The following is a 17,632-nucleotide window of genomic DNA, read 5'->3' as shown; positions in this document are numbered from 1 at the left end:
CGAAAACAACGCCGACGCGTCGATGTCGGCCATTTTCTCGAGTTCTTGCAGATAGAGGCCGGGAAAGGAGCCCGCGCCTGCCTGCACATCGGTCGCGAAGAAGCTGCACGCGCGAGCACCTCGGTCACGTCGCCGAAGTCGGAGATGATGGCCGCGTGCGAACTGGGCGCGCGGCGGAACCAGAGTGGCGTCGGATTGCTCGACCTGATCGGCTCGGATGATCGCCCAAAAACCGAAGACATCGCTATATCACGGCATACGGTTTGCCGATATTGGAGGTTGCGGGGACGCGTGCGCCGCGAGCAGCTGCTGATGACGTGCTTCGGTGGCGTCGTCGGCGGGGAACATGCATTCGATGCGCAACTCCTGCGCGGCCACGTTTTGCGGTGTGCCCACGGTCGTGACCATCGAGAAATAGCGCAGCACCACGCCCTCGCTGATGAAGCCGAGCGGAACCATCGGCAGCGTCGCGGGTGTCGCGGACGAGCCATGATGCGTCTTCCAGTCGCGCGGCACGTCGGGATACGCAAGCAGTTCATCGAGTAGACGCTTCGTGTTGGCGCCGATTACATGACCGACCGACTCGCGATACACGCGTTGCAGCAGACTTCGCGCGACCTCCTGCCAATCGGCGACGAACGGACGCATGCCATGTGGATCGAAGATCAGATGCAGCATGTTGCGCGGGCCTTCGCGCGCGGTCATGTCGATGAAGCAGTTGAAGAAGCGCGGGGCCGCGTCGTTGGACATCAGCACGTTCCAGTCGCGGTCCATCACGAGCGCCGGAAACGGCTCATGCTGACGCACGACCCGTTCGAGCGCGCGAACCACGCCGTGCATTTCCTGCGCATTCCACGGTGCTTCCGAATAGATCGGTGCATAACCCGCGGCAAGCAGCAGCGCATTGCACTCGCGCAGCGGCACGTCGAGGGTCTGCGCAAGCGTCAGCAGCGTGTCGCGGCCCGGCACGCTGCGCCCGCTTTCGATGAAGCTGATCTGCCGCTGCGAGATGCCGGCCTCGAGCGACAGATCGAGCTGACTCACGCCACGCACGTCACGCCAATAGCGCAACAGACTGCCGAGATCGCCCGGCTGCACTTTCGGATCGTGACTCGTGACGTTCATGGTGTTGCCCTCCTGTTGATGCCTGAACGGGATCGCTTCAGCGCGCGGGCGCGTGCCACGCGAATTCGGCGAACTGCGCTTCGAGCGGCGGCTCGGTCACGCTGCCGGTGTAGTTCGTGATCGTCGACGCGGCGACCGCCGCAACCACCTCGAGAATCTGCTCCGCGATGAAACCTGCCGCGAGGAAGCGTTGCCGGTCCTCATCGTCGAGGCGGCCGCGTTTTTCGATCAGCGTGCGCGCGAGCGTCGACAGCGCCGCGAGCCTCGCGTCGTCGGGCACGCCGCCGTGGCGGATCGCCTCGACATCGGCGCGACGCAGGCCCGCGTTCAAGCCGAGCGCGGTATGAAACGCAACCGCCCATTCGCTCGCGTTCGTCACGGCGTTGGTGAGCAGCAGCGTCTGGATCTCCGGTTCGGTCAGACTGCTCGCATGCACGCGCTCGAACAGGCCGATGAAGCCGTTGATCAGCACCGGTGAAGCCGCCATCTTGGCCGCGATGTTCGGAATCAGGCCGAACGCCTGTTGCAATTTGCGGAGCACGGGTTTCGATTGCTCGGGAGCGGACTCGATCGTGTGAACGGGATAGCTGGACATGGTATCTCCTTGACGTGTGCGCCATCGGAGCGACGGCGCGGTAGTCGAAGAGTAGAGGCAGCCGCGCGGCTCGCCAATTACATCGGATGTCATCGCCATCAGCCATGCGGCGGCGGCTTCTTTCTGGCGAGCCGCCTGGACGCGGAATATCATGTTGGAGTTTGTTCCCCTCTTGTCCCGTTCGTCACTGGAAAGGAAGAACATCATGCCCACAATGAAAGCAGTCGAAGTGAAGCAGGCCGGCGGCCCGCTCGAACTGGTCGAACGCGAAGTGCCCGAGGCGGGCGCGGGTCACGTGCGTATCAGGATTCAGGCTTGCGGCATCTGCCATAGCGATGCGATGACCAAGGAAGGCCTGTGGCCGGGCCTGGCCTATCCGCGTGTGCCCGGTCACGAGATCGCGGGCGTGATCGATTCGGTCGGTGCGGGTGTCGAGGGCTGGCAGGTCGGGCAGCGTGTCGGGGTCGGCTGGCACGGCGGGCATTGCGGCAAATGCGAACACTGCCGCCAGGGCGATTTCGTGCTGTGCAAGTTCGCCCTCATCCCCGGCATCAGCTACGACGGCGGCTACGCCGAATACATGGTGGCCCCGGTCGAAGCCCTGGCGCGCATTCCCGACGATCTGTCCGACGTCGATGCCGCGCCGCTGCTCTGCGCGGGCATCACGACGTTCAACGCGATACGCAATAGCGGCGCGCGCGCTGGTGACGTGGTCGCGATTCTCGGGATCGGCGGCCTCGGTCATCTCGGCGTGCAGTTCGCGCGCAAGATGGGCTTTCGCACGGTGGCGATCGCGCGGGGTCAGGACAAGGCCCCGCTCGCGCAGCAACTGGGCGCGCATCACTACATCGACAGCAAAACGGAAAACGTCGCCGAGAAGCTGCAGGCACTGGGCGGCGCGAAGCTGATACTCGCCACGGTGACGAGCGGCAAGGCGATGACCGCGACGCTCGGCGGTCTCGGCCTGAACGGCAAGCTCGTGATGGTCGGCGTGTCCGAAGAGCCGGTCGAAGTGCCGATCGTGCAGTTCATCATGGGACGCAACTCGGTGCAAGGCTGGCCCTCCGGCACCTCGGCCGATTCGCAGGACACGCTCGCGTTCAGCGCGCTCACCGGTGTCAAGCCGATGATCGAAGAGTATCCGCTCGCCGAGGCAGCGCAGGCCTTCGACCGGATGATGAGCGGTCACGCGCGTTTCAGGGTGGTGTTGAAGATGGTCTGAGTGGCAGCCTCCGGTGGGGCAATGGAAATTGCATGACCATTCTGGTTACGGGCAGCACGGGTGTCATCGGCACCCGGTGCTCGCACATCTGAAAGGCGGCGGCGCAGAAGCAGTGACGAGGCGAAGAAAAAGCGCGCTTGCCGGCATCCCGGCAAGCGCGCTCGATGACTTCGCAAATCACCTTCAAAAACTGCGTCGACGTGGCAAAGAACCACTCGCCAGCACTGGCTGGATCAAGCCAGATCGAAACGATCCAGATTCATCACCTTGACCCACGCGGCAACGAAGTCGCGCACGAATTTCTCCTTGCCGTCCTCGCTCGCGTAGACCTCGCCCAAGGCGCGCAGCACCGAGTTCGAGCCGAACACCAGATCGACGCGCGTACCGGTCCACTTGACCTCGCCGCTCTTCGTGTCGGCACCTTCGAACGTTTCCGCGGCCTCCGACACCGGCGTCCATTCCGTGCCCATGTCGAGCAGGTTACGGAAGAAGTCGTTGGACAGCGTTTCCGGCTTGCTCGTCAGCACACCTTCGCTGCCAGCGCCCACCTTCAGCACGCGCAGGCCGCCGATCAGCACCGTCATCTCGGGCGCCGTCAACGTCAGCAGTTGCGCCTTGTCGATCAGCAGCTTCTCGGCCGCCACCGGGAACTTGCCGCCCAGATAGTTGCGGAAGCCGTCGTGGACCGGCTCGAGCATCCCGACCGATACGACGTCGGTTTGCTCCTGCGACGCATCCATCCGACCCGGCGAGAACGGCACCGTCACCTGCTGGCCGGCGTTCTTCGCGGCCTGCTCGATGCCGGCGCCACCCGCCAGCACGATCAGGTCGGCAAGCGAAATCTTCTTGCCGCCGGACTGCGCACCGTTGAACTCGCTCTGGATGCCTTCGAGCACCGTCAGCACCTTCGCGAGCTCAGCGGGCTGGTTGACGGCCCAGTCCTTCTGCGGTGCGAGCCGGATGCGCGCGCCGTTGGCGCCGCCGCGCTTGTCCGAGCCGCGGAACGTCGAGGCCGAGGCCCACGCGGTCGTGACCAGCTGCGACACCGACAGCCCCGACGCGAGGATCTTCTGCTTCAGCGCCGCGACGTCCTTGTCGTCGACGAGCGGGTGATCGACGGCCGGAATCGGGTCCTGCCACAGCAGTTGCTCCGACGGCACTTCCGGGCCAAGATAGCGGGCGCGCGGACCCATGTCGCGGTGCGTCAGCTTGAACCACGCGCGCGCGAACGCGTCGGCGAACTCGTCGGGGTTGGCCATGAAGCGCCGCGAGATCTTTTCGTAGATCGGGTCGAGGCGGAGCGACAGGTCGGTCGTCAGCATCGTCGGCAGCACTTTCTTCGATGGGTCGTGCGCGTGCGGATACGTGGCCTGCGCGTCCTTCGCGACCCACTGGTTCGCACCCGCCGGGCTCTTCGTCAGCTCCCACTCGTGGCCGAACAGGCTCTGGAAGTAGCTCATGTCCCACTGCGTCGGCGTCCCGGTCCACGTGACTTCGATACCGCTCGTGATCGTGTCGCCGCCCCGGCCGGTGCCGAAGCTGTTGCGCCAGCCGAGCCCCTGGGCCTCGAGACCGGCACTTTCCGGTTCCGGACCGACGTTATCGGCCGGCGCCGCGCCGTGCGTCTTGCCGAACGTGTGGCCGCCGGCGATCAGCGCGACCGTTTCCTCGTCGTTCATCGCCATGCGGCCGAACGTTTCGCGGATGTCGACTGCCGCGGCGAGCGGATCGGGATTGCCGTCCGGGCCTTCCGGATTCACGTAGATCAGGCCCATCTGCACCGCGCCGAGCGGGTTTTCGAGGTTGCGGCCGGGCGGATCGGTACGGCTCTTTTCGGTGCCGTGCAGCTCCTCGTCGGCGACCAGTACGCCTTCGTCGTCTTCCCTGCCGGCCGCTCCCTTGCCGTAGCGCACGTCGCCGCCAAGCCAGGTCTTTTCATTGCCCCAGTAGACGTCCTGATCCGGTTCCCATGTGTCCGCGCGGCCGCCGCCGAAACCAAAAGTCTTGAAGCCCATCGTTTCGAGCGCGACGTTGCCGGTCAGGATCAGCAGGTCGGCCCACGAAATTTTCTGGCCGTATTTCTGCTTGATCGGCCATAGCAGCCGGCGCGCCTTGTCGAGGCTCACGTTGTCAGGCCAGCTATTGAGCGGCGCGAAACGCTGCTGGCCGCGCCCTGCGCCGCCGCGGCCGTCGCCGATGCGGTACGTGCCGGCGGCATGCCATGCCATACGGATAAACAGCGGGCCGTAGTGGCCGAAATCCGCGGGCCACCAGGGCTGCGAATCGGTCATCAGCGCGGCGAGGTCTTTCTTGACCGCGGCGTAGTCGAGGCTCTTGAATGCCTCGGCGTAGTTGAAGTCTTCGTCTAGCGGATTGGAGCGGTTCGAATGCTGGTTGAGCAGGTCGAGGCGCAATTGCTTCGGCCACCAGTCCCGATTGGTCGTCCCGCCGCCGGCGGTATGGATGAACGGGCACTTTGCTTCGTTTGACATGCGTTCTCTCCTTTGGAGGATGTCTCCGTTGTCGATCGGAGTCGGTGCCTGGGTACTTTCTCCAATCCCATGCAAGGTACTTGTTATGCGTTTGTCATCGTGTCAGGCTTGCGTGGCAATTTGACGACCCGAAAACCCGACAGTCAGCCGAATGGCCCGGCAGTGCACTCATGAAATCCAGGGCCGAGGGCAACGAAGCCGATGTCCGTAACGGCTGACTGCGGTCGGCGCTCCACTCCTATTCGAATATAGGCGAGGACAAAGTTCAATAGAATTCGAATACGGCAATGCCGCTAATAGACGGCGACTATAGCGGGCGGAAAACGAGCGCCGCCCTGCATCACTATATGCCGATCGATCGTCACCGCGTCGAAGCTTGAGCGCACCCGGCTGTTTTGCGCCAGGCGCAGCCGACTGTGTGATAGGGTTTCGCGTTTCGTCCGCAACAGAGTGGGCACTGCTTTCTTTTCAGGCAAGCGCTTCTGAGAGCACCTGAGCGAGCAGAATGACGCCAACCGGCGTGCGCCCGAGGAGTGTCCCGAACCGTGTCCAAAGCCGTGCCGAAAGCTGCCCCGAACGCTGAGCTCGCCACCGTCCAGCCCGTCGAATCGCTCGTCGTGCCGGAACTGCTCGATGGCCGCGACGGCACCAATCGCGGCGCGGCGGAAAACTCGCAGCTATCGGCGCGCAACGACCTCGACGCCGTGCGCGCCTGGCTGTCCAATTACGCGGACACCAAGACCACCTTCGACAACTACCGCAAGGAAGCTGAGCGGCTGCTGCTGTGGGCCGTCGTGCAGCTCGGCAAGCCGCTGTCGTCGCTGACGCACGAGGATCTGCTGCTGTTCAAGGCGTTCATCGCCGATCCGCAGCCGGCCACGCGCTGGGTGTCGGCGAACGGCGGCAAGTACGCGCGCGGCGACGCACGCTGGCGGCCGTTCAACGGGCCGCTGTCGCCGGCCAGCCAGCGCCAGGCGCTGATCATCCTGAACGCGATGTTCACGTGGCTCGTCAATGCCGGCTATCTGCGCGGCAATCCGATGGCGCTCCTGCGACAACGCGCGAAGCGCTCGGCGCCGCGCGTGACGCGCTATCTGTCGACGTCGCTGTGGGACGAAGTGAAGCTGTTCGTCGAGCAGCTGCCGCAAGATACCGATGCGCAACGCGCGTACTACGCGCGTTGCCGCTGGCTGACCACGCTGTTCTATTTGCAGGGCATGCGCATTTCCGAGGTGGCCGGCGGGCAGATGGGCCAGTTCTTCAGAAGGCTCGGCGCCGATGGTCAGGACCAGTGGTGGCTCGAGACGCTCGGCAAGGGCGACAAGGAGCGGATCGTGCCGGTGTCGGCCGAACTGGTTCAGGAGCTGCGCAGCTACCGCACGCTCAATGGCCTCGCCGCCCTGCCGACCCGCGCCGAGGAAACGCCGCTCGTGCTGCCGTTCAAGGGCCGCAACCGCTGCCTGTCGCGCTCGGCGATTCACGACGCGATCAAGGGCATCTTCGCGGGCGCGGCCAAGTGGCTGCGTGCGCGCGGTCCCGAATTCGCCGATCGCGCCGACGAGCTCGAGCGCGCGTCGGCGCACTGGCTGCGGCATACGGCCGGTTCGCATCAGGCGGACGGCGGCGTCGATCTGCGCACGATCCGCGACAATCTCGGCCACGTTTCGCTGAATACGACCAGTCTTTACCTCCACACCGAGGACGACGCGCGGCATACCGAGACCGTTAATCGACACCGGATGAACTGGGACGACGCGAAGTCTGAAGACGGCAATGCGGGCGGCAATTAGGCGCGGATCGGGCGGGTGAAACGCGCCGGAATTTTTGCGTTATTTCTTTCTATTTCCCAGTTGGATCAATTCATCAGGCGATGCGCGCCGGGCATGCGTTTGCGCCTGCGCGTTTACCCGCTCGTTTCCCCGCTCGTCGATTCATATCTCAAGAATGCAAAACGCCGACCGTTAAACGGGCGTCGCTCGACAAATAACCAATACAAACCGGGGAATGAACTTGAAAACCATCACCAACGCGCTATTGGCGTCGGCTGCTTGCGCTACCTTTCTCGCGGGCTGCGTGACCAGTGGGCAAGGCCGGCTCGTCAGCGCCCCGAACCGGGTCAACGAAGTGAGCGTGACCGCGTATCAGCCGTTGCCGACCGATGGGTACGTCGCCAATGTGGTCGATCGCGATGTGGTGATCGTCGGCGGCGATACGTATATCTGGGTCGTCGGCCGGGACGGCGTCCGGCATCGCCAGTTCTATTCTCATGGCGATCATCGCGCCGAGGTTTTCCATCGCCGTGAGGAACTGCATCGTGTGATGGCGAGCCATGACGGTCATCTGCCGGAGCATCCGGGCGGCGCGCATCCGCCGCTCGGGCACCCGGGCGGCCCCGCGCCGGCGATGGCCGCGCACGGACAGCCGCCGCGAGCCGACAGGCACGCCGCCGGACCGGTCAGGTCTGCGCCCGCGACCGGCGCGCACGGACAACCGCACCGCGCCGTCATGCACGTCGCCGGGCCGGTCAGGCCCGCGCCCGCACCATCGGCAAAGCGGGTGTCGAAGGATCCGAAGAAGTCGTAACGTCGCTGATAGGCGCGCTGCCAAAGCGCCTTCCTGCATCGCCCGCTTCCCCCAACTCCCCGCCAATCCCACCCCATTGCCCGCTAGAATTGCCGGCTTTGCCCGCGCCGGGCGCGCCGCAAGGCAAAATACGGGTTTTGCGCGCGCCGCACGCGCGGCCGATCCGGTCGCGAAGCGTCCCCAAACCGTTTTCGGGCCCGGCGGTTGCATCGTCGCCCCGGGCCGCGCGCCGACCCGCAACATCACAGCCCCGCCCGGCCCGTCAGCTTCGCTGCCCGGCGCACGCGGCGCGGCGAGGACCGCTCGTCCCCAACAGAGCAGATCAGGAGCCTTTATGAGCGATTCGAATCCATCCTTCCTCGGCCGCATTTCGCTGGCCGTCGGCACGTTTTTCAGCATTCTCGGCAATGGCGACTTCGCCGCCGACGTCCTGCGCCTGCGCAACGGCGAAAAGATCGGCGCGGCCCCGGCAGCCGCCCCCGCCGCCACGCCAACCCCGGCCCCCGCCGCCCCGCAACCGAAGCCGCAACCCGCGCCTGTGCTGAAGGAGGCCTCCCCCGACGCCGCGCTGCAACTGCTCGGTCTGCTGCAACGCGACGCGCGCTTCATCGATTTCGTCGAGGAAGACATCAAGGCCTATAGCGACGCCGACATCGGCGCGGCCGCGCGCCTCGTGCACGAAGGCTGCCGCGCGACGCTGCGCGAGCACTTCACGATCCGCCCGGTGCGCGACGAAGCCGAAGGCAGCCGCGTGACGCTGCCCGCAGGCTTCGACGCGAGCTCGGTCCGTTTGACCGGCAACGTGGTCGGCAGTGCGCCGTTCAACGGCAGCATCAGCCATCGCGGCTGGCGCGTCGAGGATGTGCGTCTGCCGAAGCTGGCGGACGGTCATAACGCAAAAGTCATCGCACCGGCGGAGGTGGAGCTATGAGCGACGCACGCTATTCGATCGGCATCGATCTCGGCACCACGCACTGCGCGTTGTCCTACGTGGACACGCACGCGAGCGACGGCGAGAAAACCACCCAGGACGTGCTGTCGATCGCCCAGCTCACGGGCCCCGGCGCAATCGATAATCTGCCGCTGCTGCCCTCGTTCCTGTACCTGCCGCATCCCGACGAACTGGCCTCCGGCGACCTCTACCTGCCGTGGACCGGCCAGCGCGAATTCGCGGTCGGCGAATTCGCGCGCAGCCGAGGCGCCGGCACGCCGATCCGGCTCGTGTCGAGCGCGAAAAGCTGGCTGTGCCATCCGGGCGTCGACCGGCGCGCGGGCATTCTGCCGAACGATGCGCCGCCCGAAGTCGCGCGGGTGTCGCCGCTGGAAAGCTCGGTGCGCTACCTGACGCACCTGCGCGAGGCGTGGGACCACGCGCATCCGGACGCGCCGTTCGGCGAGCAGGACGTCACCGTGACGATCCCGGCGTCGTTCGACCCCGCGGCGCGCGAGCTGACGGCGGAGGCCGCCGAGGCCGCCGGCTTCACGCGCATGACGCTGCTCGAAGAGCCGCAGGCGGCGCTCTATAGCTGGATCCAGAAGAGCGGCGGGCAGTGGCGCAAGCAGGTCAAGATCGGCGACATCATCCTCGTCGTCGACGTCGGCGGCGGCACGACCGACCTGTCGCTGATCGCGGTGATCGAGCGCGACGGCAATCTCGAACTGCATCGCGTCGCGGTCGGCGATCACATCCTGCTCGGCGGCGACAACATGGACCTCGCGCTCGCGCACGTGGTCGCACGCAAGCTCGCCGCGCAGGGCACCCAGGCCGACGCGTGGCAACTGCGCGCGCTCACCTACGCGTGCCGCGCGGCGAAGGAAACGCTGCTCAGCGATCCCGCCACCGACACCGTGCCGCTCGTCGTGCCGAGCCGCGGCTCGAAGCTGATCGGCGGCTCGATCCGCACCGAGCTGACGCGCGCCGAACTGACACAGACCATCCTCGACGGCTTCTTCCCGCAGGTCGACAGCGCCGCGCGTCCGGTGAGCCGCGCGCGGGTCGGTCTGACGCAGCTCGGCCTGCCGTATGCGCAGGACGCGGGCATCACGCGGCATCTGGCGGCGTTCCTCGGGCGTCAGGTCGGCGCGCTGGCGGAACTCGAAGGGCTGCGCGAGCATGTCGCGCCCAACGCGAGCTTCCTGCATCCGACCGCGGTGCTGTTCAACGGCGGCGTGTTCAAGTCGACGCTGCTGGTCGAACGGATCATGGGCACGCTGAACGGCTGGCTCGCGACCGAAGGCGCGGCGCCGGCCCGTCTGCTCGAAGGCGCGGACCTCGATCTGGCGGTCGCGCGCGGCGCGGCCTACTACGGCTACGTGCGGCGCGGCCGCGGCGTGCGGATTCGCGGCGGCACCGCGCGCGCGTACTACATCGCGATCGAATCGGCGATGCCGGCCGTGCCCGGGCTCGAGCCGCCGGTGCAGGCGCTGTGCGTCGCGCCGTTCGGCATGGAAGAAGGCACCGACGCCGAGCTGCCCGCGCAGGAGTTCGGGCTGGTCGTCGGCGAGCCCGTGCATTTCCGCTTCTTCGGCTCGTCGGTGCGTCGTCAGGATCAGGTCGGCACGCTACTCGATTACTGGGGCCCCGAGGAGTTGCAGGAACTCGAGGAAATCCAGGCGACGCTGCCGGCGGCCGGCCGCACCGCCGGCGAAGTCGTGCCGGTGAAGCTGCACGCGCGCGTGACCGAAGCGGGCACGCTCGAACTCGAAGCGATCCCGCGCGGCTCCGACGAGCGCTGGAAAGTCGAATTCGACGTGCGCGGCAACGCGAATGCGTGATTGACATGAAGCGGTACAGCGTCGGCATCGATCTGGGCACCAGCAACACGGTGCTCGCGTACGCGCAAGCCGGATCGCAGCAGATTCGTGTGTTCGAGATCGAGCAACTCGTGAGCCCCGGCGAAGTCGCCGCGCGGCCGCTGTTGCCGTCGGTGCGCTATCAGGCGGCCGACGGCGAACTGAGCGCGGCCGATCTGCAACTGCCGTGGTCCGGTGCGCGTGCGGCGTCGGGCCTCGGCAAGGACGCGACGCAGCCGGTCGTGGTCGGCCGGCTCGCGCGGCTGCTCGGCGCACAGGTGCCGGGGCGGCTCGTCGCGAGCGCGAAAAGCTGGCTGTCGCACGCGTCGGTCGATCGCGTCGCGCCGATCCTGCCGTGGGGCGCGCCCGACGACGTCCGCAAGATTTCGCCGCTCGACGCGAGCGCGAGCTACCTCGCGCACGTGCGCGCCGCATGGAACCAGCACTTTCCGAAGGCGCCGCTCGAACAGCAGGACGTCGTGCTGACGGTGCCCGCTTCGTTCGACGAAGGCGCGCGCGCGTTGACCGTCGAAGCGGCGCGGCTCGCGGGGCTGCCGTCGCTGCGGCTGCTCGAAGAGCCGCAGGCTGCGTTCTACGACTGGCTGTTCCGGCATCGCGACACGCTTGCCGACGAGTTGGCGGACACCCGGCTCGTGCTGATCTGCGACGTCGGCGGCGGCACCACCGATCTGACGCTGATCGAAGTCGGCCTGTCCGACGACGGCGAGCCGCGCCTGACGCGCGTCGGTGTCGGCAATCATCTGATGCTCGGCGGCGACAACATGGACCTCGCGCTCGCGCATCGGGTCGAGGCGCGGCTGTTGGGTGGTGCCGGCGGCGGTGCGCAGGCGCCGCAACGGCTATCGGCGGCGAGCCTGTCGCAGCTGGTCGAGCGATGCCGCGTCGCGAAGGAGCAATTGCTCGGCGCGCAGGCGCCCGAGTCGGCGCCGGTCACCTTGCTCGGCGCGGGCTCGAAGCTGATCGGCGGCGCGCGCACGACGCAGGTCACGCGCGACGAGGTCGAGAAGATCATCGTCGATGGTTTCTTGCCGCGGGTGGCCGCCGATGAGCGTCCGGGCCGGCCGCGCGGCGCGATCGTCGAATTCGGCCTGCCGTACGCGACCGATGCGGCGGTCACGCGGCATATCGCGGCATTTCTCGAACGCTTCGCCGCGCAGTCGCGCAAGGCCCTTGGGGCGGATTCCAGCACACCGGACGCATCCGGCACAGCCGCCCTGCCCGTTCCCGACACGCTGCTGCTCAACGGCGGCGTGTTCCGCGCCGACGCGCTGTCGCGGCGTCTGGCCGACACGCTCGGCGGGTGGCGCGGCGCGCCGCTCAACGTGCTGCACAACGACAACCCCGACGTCGCGGTCGCGCGCGGCGCGGTCGCCTATACGCTCGCGCGCGCGGGCTTCGCGCCGAAAATCGGCGGCGGTTCGCCGCGCAGCTATTTTCTGGTGCTCGACGAAACGCCGGCCGGCAAAGACGACGCCGAGCCGGACGCGGCGCCGGCGCAACGCGGCATCTGCCTGCTGCCGCGCGGCACCGAGGAAGGTCACGAGATTCTGATCTCGGACCGCACGTTCGCGCTGCGGCTCCGGCATCCGGTGCGCTTTCACCTGGTGTCGTCGAGCGCGGACACCGCGTATCAGCCCGGCGAACTGGTCGACCTCGCGGGCGGCGACTTCGTGCGCCTGCCGCCGATCGCGACGATCGTCCAGCCACGCGACGGCCATCGCGCTCGCGAAACCGCCGTGCGCATCGCGACGTCGCTGACCGAGGTCGGCACGCTCGACGTCCATTGCATCGAGCTCGACGAGCCGTCGCAACGCTGGCTGCTCGAATTCCAGCTGCGCCACGCCGACGCGCAAGTGGAGCTATCCGCCGAGGGCGCACCGCAACGCCACCCGGCGCTCGATCGCGCGATCGAACTGATCGACCGTTGCTTCGGCGCCCGCGCGCAAAACGTCGACCCGAAGGAGATCAAACGACTGCGCGCGCAGCTCGAACATCTGCTCGGCCCGCGCGACAGCTGGAACAGCGCGTTGCTGCGCGAACTGTTCGGCGCGCTGTGGGAGCGCGCGCGCCGCCGCCGCCGCTCGGCCGATCACGAACGGCTGTGGCTGAATCTGGCCGGCTATTGCGTGCGGCCCGGCTTCGGTTATCCGCTCGACCAATGGCGCGTCGAGCAACTGTGGACGCTGTTCGACGATGGCATCCAGTACGTGACCGACAGCCAGGTATGGTCGGAATGGTGGACGCTGTGGCGCCGCGCGGCCGGCGGCCTCGGCGAAGATGCGCAGCTGCGCGTGCTCGACGCGATGGACTATCTGCAGAAGGCCGCGCAATCGCGTCACAAGCTGCCGTTCGATGTCGCGAAGACCGGCTTCGCCGATATGGTGCGCCTGTCCGCATCGCTCGAACGGATTCCGGCCGAACGCAAGATCGAACTCGGCGAGGCGGTGCTCGCTCGCCTGAAAAAGCCCGCGGAAAACCATCAAAGCTGGTGGGCGGTCGGACGGATCGGCGCGCGCCAGCCGTTTTACGGCAGCGCGCATAGCGTCGTGCCGCCCGAGGTCGCCGCGCAATGGCTCGATGCGATCCTCGCGCTCGACTGGAAGAAGGTCGACCCCGCCGCCTTCGCGGCCGTCCAGATCGCCCGCATGACCGGCGACCGCTCGCGCGATCTGCCCGACGCGCTGCGCGCGAGCGTCGTGCGACGCCTCGAAGCGGCGAGCGCGCCGCGCGCCTGGGTCACGATGGTCAGCGAAGTCGTCGCGCTCGACAACGCCGACGAAGGTCGCGTGTTCGGCGAATCGCTGCCGGTCGGGTTGAAGCTGATCGGCGGCTAAAGCGTTTTGCGCGGCGCGAAGCTCAGCACCGCTCGTGCGGCGTCCAGATGCACAGCAACGCGCACCCAGGCGGATACCCGTGTGCGCGCATTGCTTCAGCACGCGCCGCTCAATTCGGCACGTTCACGGCGCCATTCGTTGCGGAAATCGCATTGACACCCGGGGTCGCCGCGATCGCCGGCAGGTTGGCCGTGGTCAGCGCCGGTGCGGCTCCGGGCCCTCCGCCGCGCGGTATCGTGTGGATCACCTGCGACGGCGGCAACGGCGTGCCGCTCTTCAGATGAGCCCACATCAGGTTGAGCGCCTGAAGATTGTAGTAATGCAACGGCACGAAACGCGTATCGAAACCGGTGACGCCGAGGAACGCATCAAAGTGCTGAGCGTTCGTGACTTCGTACAGCGCCAGCTTGCTCGCGCTGCCCTCGACCACCTGATTCAATCCGAGATACGGCCGCGACGCGTGATTGATCGGCACCAGCGCATCCGCGCGTCCTTGCACGATGATGGTCGGCTTGCCATGCAGATTCGCATTCACACGAATTGCATCGACGCTGGCCTCAGACGATCGCTCGCGACAGCGGTGGCGGCACGAGCTCACGCCTCGCTCGATGCAAGCGCTCGAGCGTCTTGTGGAAAAAGTTCGACTTCAGCCTCGATCTCCACGGGAATGTTGAAGGGAAGCTCGGCCAGTCCCACCGCGCTGCGAGCGTGAACGCCGCGCTCCTCGCCAAAGACAGCGAGTATCAGTTCCGAAAAGCCGTTGATCACCGCGGGCTGTCGGTTGAACCCGGGTGCCGAGTTGACCATGCCGAACACCCTCGTCCAACAGGCGATGCGCTCCAGACTTCCGAGCTCGCGCTTGAGGCTGCCCAGAATAGCGAGCGCGGTGAGACGAGCCGCCACGAAGGCCTGCTCCTGCGAGACCTGACTGCCCACCTTGCCAAGTGGCTCGGCCAGCGAGCCGTCCGCGTTGGTCGGTCCATGGCCCGAGATGCAAGCCCTGTGGCCGACTATCCGCACCCATGGGAACGGAAGCGTCAGGCCGGGAGGAAGCCGCAACGGTTCCGGCAAGACGTAGCCAAGTGCGTCCAAGCGATCTTCAACGGTCGACATATTCAGACTCCACGTGAAGGCCCGACCGCGTTTATTCGCGCGCGCGCCTCGATAATCGCGCAGCGGCGTGGCTGCGGCACGTCGCTGCGGTGACAGCGCTTTCAGATGCCCGCTTCCCTCACGCTCCGCCCTGCTTGCGCATCTGCCCGATAGCGCGAGCGCGTGCAGCCTCGGCCTCCCGGACGAGCCGGTACGCAACGTAATATTTGAAGACATTGCGCACGTACGTCGTTGGCTCGATACCGATTTTCTCGGCGACTACGATTTCGACATTGTTGAACCACTTGTTAGGATCGAGACCGCGCGCCACCGCTTCCTTGCGCATTCTGGCGATCTTTGCGGGTCCTGCGTTGTAGCTTGCGAATGCGAACAGCGAGCGGTCCCGTTCCGAGAAGTGAGCATCGGGAAAGTAACGGGCCATCAGCACATCGAGATATTTCGCTCCCGCATGTATGTTGGACTCCGCCACCCTGATGTCGCCAACCGCAAGTTCCTTCCCCGTGGCTGGCATCAACTGCATGATCCCGATTGCGCCAACGTGACTGCGGGCGCTCTGGTTCAGCTGCGATTCCTGATAGCCTTGAGCCGCCAGCAAAAGCGGATCGAAGCGGTACTGCGCACCGTATTTTTCGAAAAGACCGACCGTCTGCCCGAACCGCTTCAGCTTCGCTGACTCCGTATTGTTGGAGATCTGCTTGATGCGCTTCATTTCCTGCTGCAGACGGACTTCCGCGACACTCTGCTTCTTCACGTAATTCAGGTAGAAGTCGTTGATCGCGTCCCGCAGTTTGGGGCTCTTGAAGCGCACCGCCCAGCCGATGTAGCCTGCGTCGCGCACCGAAATATCGTTATGCACGACGATTCCAGCCAGTACCGGCGCCCATACCTTTGCCTTCCAGTCGTCCACGACGAGGATCTGGAGCAGCCCGACATTGAGCATCTCCATCGCGTCCTCGTCCTCGAGCGCGTCGGGCAGCGGCACGAGTTTCACCGGAGCTTTGCCTTCCTTGCCAAAACGCGCGTTCAACGCGTTCAGGCTCTCGTAATAGCTGCTGCTGGGCCGCACATGGACCGTCTTACCGCTGAGATCGTCGAGCTTCGCGAGGGCCGGCGACTTCGGCCCGGTCACGACCACTTCGCGTACTGCTGTCCGGTCACGCGGCGCCACGAAGTCGACCTGCTTCAGGCGAACCTCCGTGACCGTCAGATTGCCCGCGGCAATGTCGCCCCGGCCCGCTATCAGCCCCGGGAGCAACTGGTCGCGAGTCGTCGGAATGATGACCAGGGTGAGCGGACGCTTGCCGAGCGTCGCCCGGTACTTCTTGTTCACATAACGCTCGAAGTCCCGCATGAGACCGGCGGTCAGCCCACGTTCGTGACCTTGCTCATTCAGATAGAGCGTTCGACTGTAGGGAACCAGCACGCGGATCAGACGCCGGTCGAGCATGGCGTCGAAATCGCCCGTGAACGGTTGATTGCCGAGATCGATACGGCGCGCTGCGGGAGCCGACGCCGCGGCGGTTGGGGATGCCGGGAGGGCCGACGAGGCGGCCGGCTGCGCGGCGGCACTTTGGGCGGCGACGCACGCCGCGGGGCCGACGATCATGCCTGAGCAGAACGCCGCGATGTACAGCAACGTTTGAATGATGCGCATCGTAAAACACCCTGCTGTCGCACCCGGCGACTGCGTCGACGTTCACTACGCGCATCCATATTGCCACGCTGGCAACGGGTGAAAATGGGACGATGGTCCTATAAGCAATGCGCCATGACTGAAGATAGAGCCGTACCGACGCAATCGCCAACGCCCGCTACGCCATCGTCACGCGATTTCGTCCTTGATGCTTCGAGCGATACAACGCACGGTCAGCGCTCGCGAAACCGTCGCGATGCGCGGGGCGCGACAGGTCGCTGATACGCGTGAGCGACGCGCCAATGCTGACCGTCACCACCCCAAGCGGCGACGCGCGATGCGCGATCGCGAGGTCCGCCACGCGCTGGCGCAGCGTTTCGAGCGTGTCTTCGAGCATCGATGGTTGCGCTTCGAGCACCAGCATTCCGAACTCCTCGCCGCCCATGCGCCCGACCACGATGCGCTCGCTGTCGGCGGCGGCCTGCATCACGGAGGCAACCAGACTCAGACAGTGATCGCCGGCCTGATGACCGTAGGTGTCGTTGTACTGCTTGAACCAGTCGACGTCGACGACCACCGAGCCCATCACGTCGCCGTCGCGCGCCTCCTTCCAGCGGCGCGCGATGGTTTCGAGCAGGAAGCGCCGGTTGTACAACTGGGTAAGCGGATCGATCGCGGTGGCCGTGCGCATCTTCAGATCGTTTTCGATCATCGCGCGCAAGTGGTAAAACACGCCGCGCCGGCCCGCGTCGAGCCGGCCCGGCGCCGGGTCCATCGCGCACAGCGCGCCGACGATCTCGCCGTTCGGCGCGCGCAATGCGATCGCCGCGTAAAAGCGCACGAACGGATGACGCTTGACGAGCATGCATTCGCCGAAGCGGCTGTCGTTGTGCGCATCCTCGATCACGAACAGGTCGGCATCGCGCACCGCGTAGTCGGCGAGCGAGCGCGCACGCGTGACGAGCGGCATCGCCATGCCGACTTCGGCGCGATAGTGCTGATGCTCCTCGTCGAGCAGCACGATCGCGGTAATCGCCGCGCCGGTCACGCTCTTCAGAATCTCCGCCGCATGCGTGAAGCACTCGCGCATCACCTGGTCGTCGTGCAACAGCCACTCGATGACCGAAGATTCGACCTCGGGTTCGCCGGCGGCGGTCGAGTCGACTGGCATCCGGCTGGAGAGGCGGTCGTTACTGTAAGCGAGTTGCACGGAAGGGTTCC

At 66.2% G+C, this 17,632-nt stretch carries 12 protein-coding genes and 1 pseudogene; 6 read left to right on the top strand and 7 right to left on the bottom strand.

The annotated features are described in order from the left end of the window. Positions 1 to 249: 249 nt before the first annotated feature. Both OKW35_RS35890 and OKW35_RS35885 read right to left on the bottom strand, forming a co-directional pair. Positions 250 to 1,125: a helix-turn-helix domain-containing protein gene (locus OKW35_RS35890; protein WP_429554535.1), complete on the bottom strand. Its 876-nt coding sequence runs from the start codon at positions 1,123 to 1,125 to the stop codon at positions 250 to 252. A gap of 37 nt (positions 1,126 to 1,162) precedes the next feature. Then, a complete protein-coding gene (locus OKW35_RS35885; protein ID WP_429554534.1) occupies positions 1,163 to 1,720 on the bottom strand; it encodes a carboxymuconolactone decarboxylase family protein in 558 nt (185 codons plus the stop codon). A gap of 205 nt (positions 1,721 to 1,925) precedes the next feature. On the opposite strand from OKW35_RS35885, the gene OKW35_RS35880 reads away from it, so the two are divergent. Then, on the top strand, positions 1,926 to 2,942 hold the full coding sequence (locus OKW35_RS35880) for an alcohol dehydrogenase (protein WP_184022783.1): 1,017 nt from the start codon (positions 1,926 to 1,928) through the stop codon (positions 2,940 to 2,942). Between the two features lie 233 nt (positions 2,943 to 3,175). Here the strand turns inward: OKW35_RS35880 and katG are convergent, their stop codons facing one another. Further along, complete coding sequence (katG, locus tag OKW35_RS35875; RefSeq protein WP_429554533.1) at positions 3,176 to 5,434, bottom strand: catalase/peroxidase HPI; 2,259 nt, start codon at positions 5,432 to 5,434, stop codon at positions 3,176 to 3,178. Between the two features lie 545 nt (positions 5,435 to 5,979). On the opposite strand from katG, the gene OKW35_RS35870 reads away from it, so the two are divergent. The 5 genes from OKW35_RS35870 (at position 5,980) to OKW35_RS35850 (ending at position 13,665) form a co-directional block, all read left to right on the top strand. Continuing rightward, positions 5,980 to 7,224 (top strand): tyrosine-type recombinase/integrase, encoded by a 1,245-nt coding sequence (locus OKW35_RS35870; RefSeq protein WP_184067648.1) that lies wholly within the window; start codon positions 5,980 to 5,982, stop codon positions 7,222 to 7,224. A 214-nt stretch (positions 7,225 to 7,438) separates the two neighbouring features. Beyond that, a complete protein-coding gene (locus tag OKW35_RS35865) occupies positions 7,439 to 8,017 on the top strand; it encodes a hypothetical protein (RefSeq protein ID WP_429554532.1) in 579 nt (192 codons plus the stop codon). Between the two features lie 334 nt (positions 8,018 to 8,351). Continuing rightward, positions 8,352 to 8,948: a DUF2760 domain-containing protein gene (locus OKW35_RS35860; protein WP_187612774.1), complete on the top strand. Its 597-nt coding sequence runs from the start codon at positions 8,352 to 8,354 to the stop codon at positions 8,946 to 8,948. Further along, a complete protein-coding gene (locus OKW35_RS35855; protein WP_429554531.1) occupies positions 8,945 to 10,792 on the top strand; it encodes an Hsp70 family protein in 1,848 nt (615 codons plus the stop codon). The genes OKW35_RS35860 and OKW35_RS35855 overlap by 4 nt, the downstream gene beginning before the upstream one ends. Positions 10,793 to 10,797: 5 nt before the next feature. Beyond that, on the top strand, positions 10,798 to 13,665 hold the full coding sequence (locus OKW35_RS35850) for an Hsp70 family protein (protein ID WP_429554530.1): 2,868 nt from the start codon (positions 10,798 to 10,800) through the stop codon (positions 13,663 to 13,665). A gap of 109 nt (positions 13,666 to 13,774) precedes the next feature. Here OKW35_RS35850 and OKW35_RS35845 read toward each other — a convergent pair. The 4 genes and pseudogenes from OKW35_RS35845 to OKW35_RS35830 all read right to left on the bottom strand — a co-directional run. Further along, positions 13,775 to 14,221: pseudogene (locus OKW35_RS35845) on the bottom strand (3-hydroxybutyrate oligomer hydrolase family protein); the annotation flags it as partial. Positions 14,222 to 14,259: 38 nt separating this feature from the next. Beyond that, the gene (locus OKW35_RS35840) at positions 14,260 to 14,778 is read right to left on the bottom strand and encodes a RidA family protein (RefSeq protein ID WP_429554529.1); all 519 of its coding nucleotides are present in this window, start codon (positions 14,776 to 14,778) and stop codon (positions 14,260 to 14,262) included. 118 nt (positions 14,779 to 14,896) lie between these two features. After that, positions 14,897 to 16,432 (bottom strand): transglycosylase SLT domain-containing protein, encoded by a 1,536-nt coding sequence (locus OKW35_RS35835; RefSeq protein ID WP_429554528.1) that lies wholly within the window; start codon positions 16,430 to 16,432, stop codon positions 14,897 to 14,899. 157 nt (positions 16,433 to 16,589) lie between these two features. Further along, on the bottom strand, positions 16,590 to 17,621 hold the full coding sequence (locus tag OKW35_RS35830; protein ID WP_429554527.1) for a diguanylate cyclase: 1,032 nt from the start codon (positions 17,619 to 17,621) through the stop codon (positions 16,590 to 16,592). Positions 17,622 to 17,632 lie beyond the last annotated feature (11 nt).

The sequence above is a fragment of the Paraburkholderia sp. MM5477-R1 genome, assembly GCF_050436385.1.
Taxonomy (GTDB): Bacteria; Pseudomonadota; Gammaproteobacteria; order Burkholderiales; family Burkholderiaceae; genus Paraburkholderia; species Paraburkholderia tuberum.
The sequence above is the reverse complement of the archived record's forward strand: the minus strand, read 5'-3'. Positions and strand labels throughout refer to the sequence as shown.

Excerpts from the sequence above, each read along its gene's own strand:
- OKW35_RS35890 (WP_429554535.1), bottom strand. The coding sequence starts at position 1,125 with ATGAACGTCACGAGTCACGATCCGAAAGTGCAGCCGGGCGATCTCGGC.
- OKW35_RS35885 (WP_429554534.1), bottom strand. The coding sequence starts at position 1,720 with ATGTCCAGCTATCCCGTTCACACGATCGAGTCCGCTCCCGAGCAATCG.
- OKW35_RS35880 (WP_184022783.1), top strand. The coding sequence starts at position 1,926 with ATGCCCACAATGAAAGCAGTCGAAGTGAAGCAGGCCGGCGGCCCGCTC.
- katG (WP_429554533.1), bottom strand. The coding sequence starts at position 5,434 with ATGTCAAACGAAGCAAAGTGCCCGTTCATCCATACCGCCGGCGGCGGG.
- OKW35_RS35865 (WP_429554532.1), top strand. The coding sequence starts at position 7,439 with ATGAACTTGAAAACCATCACCAACGCGCTATTGGCGTCGGCTGCTTGC.
- OKW35_RS35860 (WP_187612774.1), top strand. The coding sequence starts at position 8,352 with ATGAGCGATTCGAATCCATCCTTCCTCGGCCGCATTTCGCTGGCCGTC.
- OKW35_RS35855 (WP_429554531.1), top strand. The coding sequence starts at position 8,945 with ATGAGCGACGCACGCTATTCGATCGGCATCGATCTCGGCACCACGCAC.
- OKW35_RS35850 (WP_429554530.1), top strand. The coding sequence starts at position 10,798 with ATGAAGCGGTACAGCGTCGGCATCGATCTGGGCACCAGCAACACGGTG.
- OKW35_RS35840 (WP_429554529.1), bottom strand. The coding sequence starts at position 14,778 with ATGTCGACCGTTGAAGATCGCTTGGACGCACTTGGCTACGTCTTGCCG.
- OKW35_RS35835 (WP_429554528.1), bottom strand. The coding sequence starts at position 16,432 with ATGCGCATCATTCAAACGTTGCTGTACATCGCGGCGTTCTGCTCAGGC.